General features: G+C 63.0%; 6 protein-coding genes. 4 read left to right on the top strand and 2 right to left on the bottom strand.

Translation table 11 applies throughout. From position 1 onward, the window contains the following. The 3 genes from J4D52_RS09515 to J4D52_RS09505 form a co-directional block, all read left to right on the top strand. Positions 1-703 (top strand): NAD-dependent epimerase/dehydratase family protein (locus J4D52_RS09515; protein ID WP_207272122.1); only part of this gene is annotated, 703 nt, incomplete at its 5' end. A gap of 107 nt (positions 704-810) precedes the next feature. After that, positions 811-1647, top strand: a complete 837-nt coding sequence (locus tag J4D52_RS09510; RefSeq protein ID WP_063432811.1) for a hypothetical protein — start codon at positions 811-813, stop codon at positions 1645-1647. A 133-nt stretch (positions 1648-1780) separates the two neighbouring features. After that, positions 1781-2617: a cache domain-containing protein gene (locus J4D52_RS09505; protein WP_063432810.1), complete on the top strand. Its 837-nt coding sequence runs from the start codon at positions 1781-1783 to the stop codon at positions 2615-2617. Positions 2618-2667: 50 nt separating this feature from the next. On the opposite strand, the gene J4D52_RS09500 is transcribed toward J4D52_RS09505, so the two are convergent. Both J4D52_RS09500 and pobA read right to left on the bottom strand, forming a co-directional pair. Next, the gene (locus J4D52_RS09500; protein WP_102677819.1) at positions 2668-4185 is read right to left on the bottom strand and encodes an MDR family MFS transporter; all 1518 of its coding nucleotides are present in this window, start codon (positions 4183-4185) and stop codon (positions 2668-2670) included. Positions 4186-4262: 77 nt separating this feature from the next. Then, on the bottom strand, positions 4263-5447 hold the full coding sequence (gene pobA / locus J4D52_RS09495) for a 4-hydroxybenzoate 3-monooxygenase (RefSeq protein WP_173678567.1): 1185 nt from the start codon (positions 5445-5447) through the stop codon (positions 4263-4265). A 186-nt stretch (positions 5448-5633) separates the two neighbouring features. Between pobA and J4D52_RS09490 the strand changes: the two genes are divergently transcribed. Further along, complete coding sequence (locus J4D52_RS09490; protein WP_025805964.1) at positions 5634-6524, top strand: helix-turn-helix domain-containing protein; 891 nt, start codon at positions 5634-5636, stop codon at positions 6522-6524. Positions 6525-6527 lie beyond the last annotated feature (3 nt).

The raw sequence follows: 6527 nt of genomic DNA, 5'->3' as shown, positions 1-6527 counted from the left end.
GGCCTGCCTCAAGCGCCATGTCCGGCGCCTGGTGCACCTGTCGTCGCCGTCGATCTATTTCGACGGTCGCGACCATCTGGGCCTGACCGAAGAACAAGTACCCAAGCGCTTCAAGCACCCTTATGCCGCGACCAAATACCTGGCGGAGCAGAAGGTGTTCGGCGCCCAGGAGTTCGGCCTGGAAGTGCTGGCGCTGCGTCCGCGTTTTGTCACCGGCGCCGGCGACATGAGCATTTTCCCGCGTCTGTTGAAGATGCAGCGCAAGGGCCGTCTGGCAATCATCGGCAATGGCCTGAACAAGGTCGACTTCACCAGTGTGCAGAACCTCAACGAAGCGCTGCTCAGCAGTTTGCTGGCCAGCGGCTCGGCCTTGGGCAAGGCCTACAACATCAGTAATGGCGCGCCGGTGCCGTTGTGGGACGTGGTGAATTATGTGATGCGCCAGATGGGCGTGCCGCAGGTCACGCGCTACCGTTCCTTTGGCCTGGCCTACAGCGTGGCGGCCCTCAATGAAGGCTTCTGCAAGCTCTGGCCCGGTCGGCCGGAGCCGACCCTGTCGCGCCTGGGCATGCAGGTCATGAACAAGAACTTCACCCTGGATATCAGCCGCGCCCGCCATTATCTGGATTACGAACCTAAGGTCAGCCTGTGGACCGCCCTGGATGAATTCTGCGGCTGGTGGAAGGCTCAGGACATAAGCTGAAAATAAACACTGAACCGAGTTCGGGGTTCAGGGTCGATCAGGGCGGCGGGTTAGCGGTTTATACTCGCCCCATTCAGCTATCACCGCGGTTCTAGAAAGGTTGCCCCATGCGTAACGATGCCAACGACGACTTCGACGATGTCCCAAGCCTGCGTGCCGATACCCTCGACGATGATTTCCCGACCACCGCCGCGGGCCGCGCGCGTACTTCGGTGCATTCGCGCAGCGTGCCGGCCGTCAAGGTCAAGGCACCGAGTGCCGGGCCACTCTGGGCGCTGGTCGGCGCCCTGTTCTTCGCCTTTATCGGCTTGGCCTGGTGGAGCTTCCAGCAGATCTCGCTGATGGAGCAGCAACTGGTCGCCACCCAGGAAAGTTTCGCCCGCATCAGCGAAGAAGCGGCGGGGCGCCTGCAGGATATTTCCGGCAAGGTGGTTGCCAGCCAGTCCAGCGTCAACAGCGACAGTGAAGCCTTGAAGCTGCAGATCAAGCAGCTGGAAAGCCGGCTGCAGGACCAGGGCAAGCAGCAGCAAGGCGTGGCCGGGCAGGCCACGGACCTGGACAAGCGCCTGGCCCAGATGACCGCGCAGGCGGCCGAGCAGCAGACAGCCAATACCCAGTTGCAGGCTCAGGTGAAAGCCCTGAACAGCGAACTGGCGGCCCTGAAAAGCGCGCCTGCCGACACCAGCAAGGTCGATGCCCAGTTCAAGAGCCTGAACGGCGAGATCGCCGCCTTGAAGAAACAGGGCAATCCGAGCGCCGCCATCGAGCGTCTGGAGCAGGACATGATCGTGCTCAAGAGCCAGCAGGACAATCGTCCCGCCGCTGCCCAGGGCGGAACCAACACCGCCGAGTTCGACGCCTTCCGCGGCCAGGTCACCCGCAACATCAATACCCTGCAGAGCCAGATCCAGAATCTGCAGCAGCAGCTCAATACCCGCCCCTGACCTTGACGACCTTCCCGCGCCTGGCGTGGGAAGGTCGCGGTTTTGCCTCTCACCTCCCTGTTTCGTTGAATACTCGACCATATCCTTTAGCCGTCTACGCTCTTGAAACACCAACAAGAACGAGGGACGCGCAATGAGGGGATTGCTTAGAGCCACGGTGCTGGGGTGGTTGCTGATGTTCTGTGGCAGCCAGGTCCAGGCGGCGGACGATGCCACGGCGGCCAAGGCCCTGCTGGAAAAGGCCCTGGCCTATTACCACGACCAGGGTGACAAGGCCTTCGCCGCTTTCAGCCGGCAGGGCGAGTTCGTCGACAAGGACCGTTATGTGTTTGTGGTCGACACCAAGGGGGTGATGCTGGCCAGTGGCGGGCCGTCGTCGGCGCTGATCGGCCGCGATGTTTCCGAGGTGCTCGGTCCGGATCTGCAAAAGGCCTTCAAGGACGCGCTGAAGATTCCCGAGGGCAATGGCATCCAGCAAGCCGAATACCGCTGGCAAAACTGGGCCGACGGCAAGGTCGAGCGCAAGCATGTGTATTACCAGCGGGTTGGCGAGCGGATCCTCGCGGTCGGCTATTACCTGCCGCGGGCTTCCGCCGAGCAGGCCAGGGCCTTGCTGGACAAGGCGGCGAGCGAGCTGGTGAAGGACGAGAAGGGTACGCTGACGGCGATCAACTCGCTCAAGGGCGGTTTCCTGCAGGACGACCTGTATGTGTTCGTGGTCGACCTGGACAGCCAGCGCTACGTGGCCCACGGCACCAACCTGCGGCTGATCAATACCGACTTCAACAAGGTCAAGGACCCGGATGGCAAACCGGTGGGCGAGCCGATCCTGGCGCTGATGGCCACCCAGGATCAGGGCGAGTATGAGTACCGCTGGAAGAACCCGGTGACGGCCAAGGTGGAAGACAAGCACGCCTACCTGCGCAAGGTCGGGCACTTCCTGGTGGCGGTGGGGTACTACAGCCCGTGAGGGCCGGTCGCCAGCCAGCTCGCCTATGGTAGAGCTGGCTGGCGATGCCGTTATTTGACCTTGTCTTCACGCCCGCGCAGCAGCGCATTGGGCATGGCCAGCGCCGCCGCCAGCCCCAGCAACGACACCGCCGCGCTGACCATCAGCAAGTGTTTGAAGGTCAGCAGCAACTCGGTCCGCAAGGCTCCCTGTTCCGGACCCGGCGCGGCGTTCAGGCCGTCGAGCAGCACATTGCCCGACTGGCCTTCGCCGATCAGCGCCGAACCGCTCAACTGGGCGAAGCTGGAGTCCTGCAACAGCGCCAGCAACAGTGCCGACATCAAGGCCACGCCCACCGCACCGCCCAGGGAACGGAACAGGTTGGTGGTGCTGGTGGCGACCCCGATATCCCGTTGTTCCACCGAGTTCTGGCTGCCCACGAGTGACGTCGGGAACTGCATGCCGGAGGCTATCCCGCTGAACAACATGAACACACTGCTCAGCAGCACCGCCTGGGGCGGGCTGAAGGCCATGCCGAGAACGGTCAGCGGCATCAGCAGGGCGCCACTGAGAATCATCGGTTTGTAGCGGCCGGTCACCGAGGTCATGCGTCCGGCGAAGTAGGCGCCTATCGGCAGGCCGATGGCCAGCGGCAGCAGGTGCAATGCCGCGCTGTCGGCACCGGCTCCGGTGACGCTCTGAAAGCGCAACGGCATCAGCACCGTCAGCGAGATGGCCTGGAAGCTGGTGAAGAACACCGTGCACCAGCACAGCATGGCATTGCGGTTGGCGAACAGGTGCATGGGCAGCAGCGGTTCTTCCGTGCGCCGTTCATGCCAGGCGAACAGGGCCAGGGCGACGACGGCACACGCCAGCAGGCCCAGCACCTCGCTGCTGCGCCAGGCGTGACCCTGGCCGAAGTGGGTGATCGCCAGCAGCAGGGCAGTCAGGCCGATGATCATCAACAGGGTGCCGAGGTAGTCGATGATCGGTTTGCGTTGCGGAGTCGGCAGCCCCCGCAGATTGCGTCTGGCCACCAGCCAGGCACCCAGGCCCAGGGGCAGGTTGATCAGGAACACCCAGCGCCAGGACAGGTATTCGGTCATGTAGCCGCCGAGCACCGGGCCGGCGACGCTGGCCGCCGCGTACATGCTGCTGAAGTAACCCTGGTAACGCCCACGTTCGCGGGGCGGCACTATGTCGCCGATGATCGCCTGGCTGACCGAAATCATCCCGCCGGCGCCGATGCCCTGGAAGATCCGCGCCAGCACCAGCTGTTCCATGTTCTGCGCCATGCCGCAGAACAGCGAGGCCAGGGTGAACAGGCCCATGCCGAACAGCATCAGCTTGCGTCGGCCATAGAGGTCGCCGAGCTTGCCGTAGATCGGCACCGACACGGTCATGGCCACCATGTAGCCGGAAATCACCCAGGCCAGCAGGCTGACGTCCTTGAACTGCGCGGAGATGGCGGGCATGGAGACCGCGACTATGGTCTGGTCCAGGGCGCCGAGGAAGATCGCCAGCATCAGGGCGATCAGTACGCTGCGAAGAGCCAATTGGGGTTGGCCAGGCTGGTTGGGGTTGGTCACGAAAGAACCTGCGGGCAGTGATTGACCCGCAGGGTGCAAGGCGAGCGGGAATGCTCGCTAGTGTACTCGATAGGCCCCTACTCGATAGCCTCGTAAGGAAGGCCGACGTAATTTTCCGCGATGGTTTTGCGCCCGGCCTCGGAGTCGACGAAGTACGCCAGCTCCGACTCGGCGATGCGCTGGCTGAAGTCGTCGGAGTCGGGGAAACGGTGCAGCATCGCGGTCATCCACCAGGAGAAACGCTCGGCCTTCCAGATCCGCCGCAGGCAGATTTGCGAATACTTCTGCAGCAGGTCGGTGCGCTGCTCGCGGTAGACCTTGAGCAGAATGTTGAACAGCGTGCTGACATCGCTGGCGGCCAGGTTCAGGCCCTTGGCTCCGGTGGGTGGCACTATGTGCGCGGCGTCGCCGACCAGGAACATCCGCCCGTATTGCATCGGCTCGACCACGAAACTGCGCAGCGGCGCGATGCTTTTCTCGATCGACGGCCCGGTTACCAGGCGTTCCGCCAGCTCTTCGGGCAGGCGCTTCTTGAGCTCGTCCCAGAAGCGTTGATCGGACCAGTCGGCGACATTTTCCTCTGCCGGTACCTGCAGGTAGTAGCGGGTGCGGGTGGTCGATCGCATGCTGCACAGGGCAAAGCCGCGTTCGTGGCGGGCGTAGACCAGTTCGTCGTGGACTGGCGGGGTATCGGCGAGAATGCCGAGCCAGCCGAACGGATAGACGCGCTCGAAAACCTTGAGCTTGTCGGCCGGGATCGACTGCCGGGCGACCCCGTGGAACCCGTCGCAGCCGGCAATGTAGTCGCAGTCCAGGCGATGGGGCTCGCCCTGGTAATCGAAGGTCAGGTAGGGCTGGTCGCTCTGCATGTCGTGGGGGCGCACGTTGTCGGCCTGGTACAGGGTCCGGGCGCCGACGGCCTGGCGGGCTTGCATCAGGTCGCGGGTGACTTCGGTCTGGCCGTAGATCGTCACGCTTTTGCCGCCGGTGAGGGCATGCAGGTCGATGGCCACCCGGCGGCCGTCGAGGGCCAGTTCGAAGCCGCCGTGCACCAGGCCTTCGGCGTCCATGCGCTGGCTGACCCCGGCCTGGCGCAGCAGGTCGACCATGCCTTGTTCCAGCACCCCGGCGCGGATGCGCCCGAGTACGTAATCCGGGGTTTGCCGTTCAAGGATCAGGGTATCGATGCCGGCCTTGTGCAGCAGCTGGCCGAGCAGCAATCCGGAGGGGCCGGCGCCAATGATGGCGACTTGAGTTTTCAGGGTTTTCATTGTTTTTATGACTCGCAAGCTTCACGCGAACAGGTTCGCTGAGTGATTTTTATGTTTCGAGTGCCTGCATTTTTCACTTGTGATGCTGTCAGTTGAAGGTGAAAACTGAGCCGATACCTGTTCATTTCACCAATCGGTGCGATTATCGCCCGTCACCCAGAGGCCTGGATTGCAGTTATGAATAAGCCTGCCTTGCCTTCAATTCCGGTGTTCAAACTCTATGGGGAAAGCCTGGATTGGCCGACACCGGACCTGCTGCACTGCGAAACCATTTCCAAGCGCAGCCGCGAGCACCATTGGGAAATCAAACCGCATCGGCATGCCGATCTCTGTCAGTTGCTGTTCGTGCATCGCGGGCAGGCCGAGCTTGAGATCGAAGGCCAGCGCACGTTGCTGGGGGAGTCGGCGCTACAGATCCTGCCGGCCCTGTCGGTGCACGGCTTTCGTTTTTCCGAGGACATCGACGGTTATGTGGTGACCCTGGCGGCCCCCTTGATGGCCCATCTGCAAGCCCAGCTGGGACACTCGGTGAATGCCCTGGCCGTGGCCGAGAGCTACCCGGCGGGCGCCGACGGCGACTACCTGAACAGTTTGTTTGCCGCGTTGCAGAACGAGTACCAGGGGCGTGAGCCGGCACGGGAAATGCTCATGCACTCGCTGGTCAGCGTGATCATGGTTTGGGTCAGTCGCCAGGCTATCCGGCGCCGCAGCGCCAGCCAGCGACCGCAGCGGGCACGGGAGTATTTCAATGGCTATATCCAGCTGGTGGAAACCCACTATCGCGAGCATGTGAAGGTCGAGGACCTGGCGCACAAGCTGGGGATCTCCGTTTCCCACCTCAATGGCACCTGCCGTGAACTGGCGGGCCAGCCGGCCCTGCAGATCATGCATGAACGCCAGCTGCTGGAGGCCAAGCGCTTGCTGACCTACACCAGCATGACCATCTACGAGATTTCCGACACCCTGGGGTTTTCCGATCCCACCAACTTCACCCGGCTGTTCCGCCGCCGGGTCGGGATCTCGCCCAAGGCCTTCCGCGACCGCTTGAAGAGCGATCACGAACAATGACGC

It is taken from the genome of Pseudomonas sp. GW460-12-10-14-TSB1 (assembly GCF_017349775.1).
Classification (GTDB): Bacteria; Pseudomonadota; Gammaproteobacteria; order Pseudomonadales; family Pseudomonadaceae; genus Aquipseudomonas; species Aquipseudomonas piscium.
Note: the sequence above shows the minus strand (reverse complement) of the source record. Positions and strands in the feature narration are given on the sequence as shown.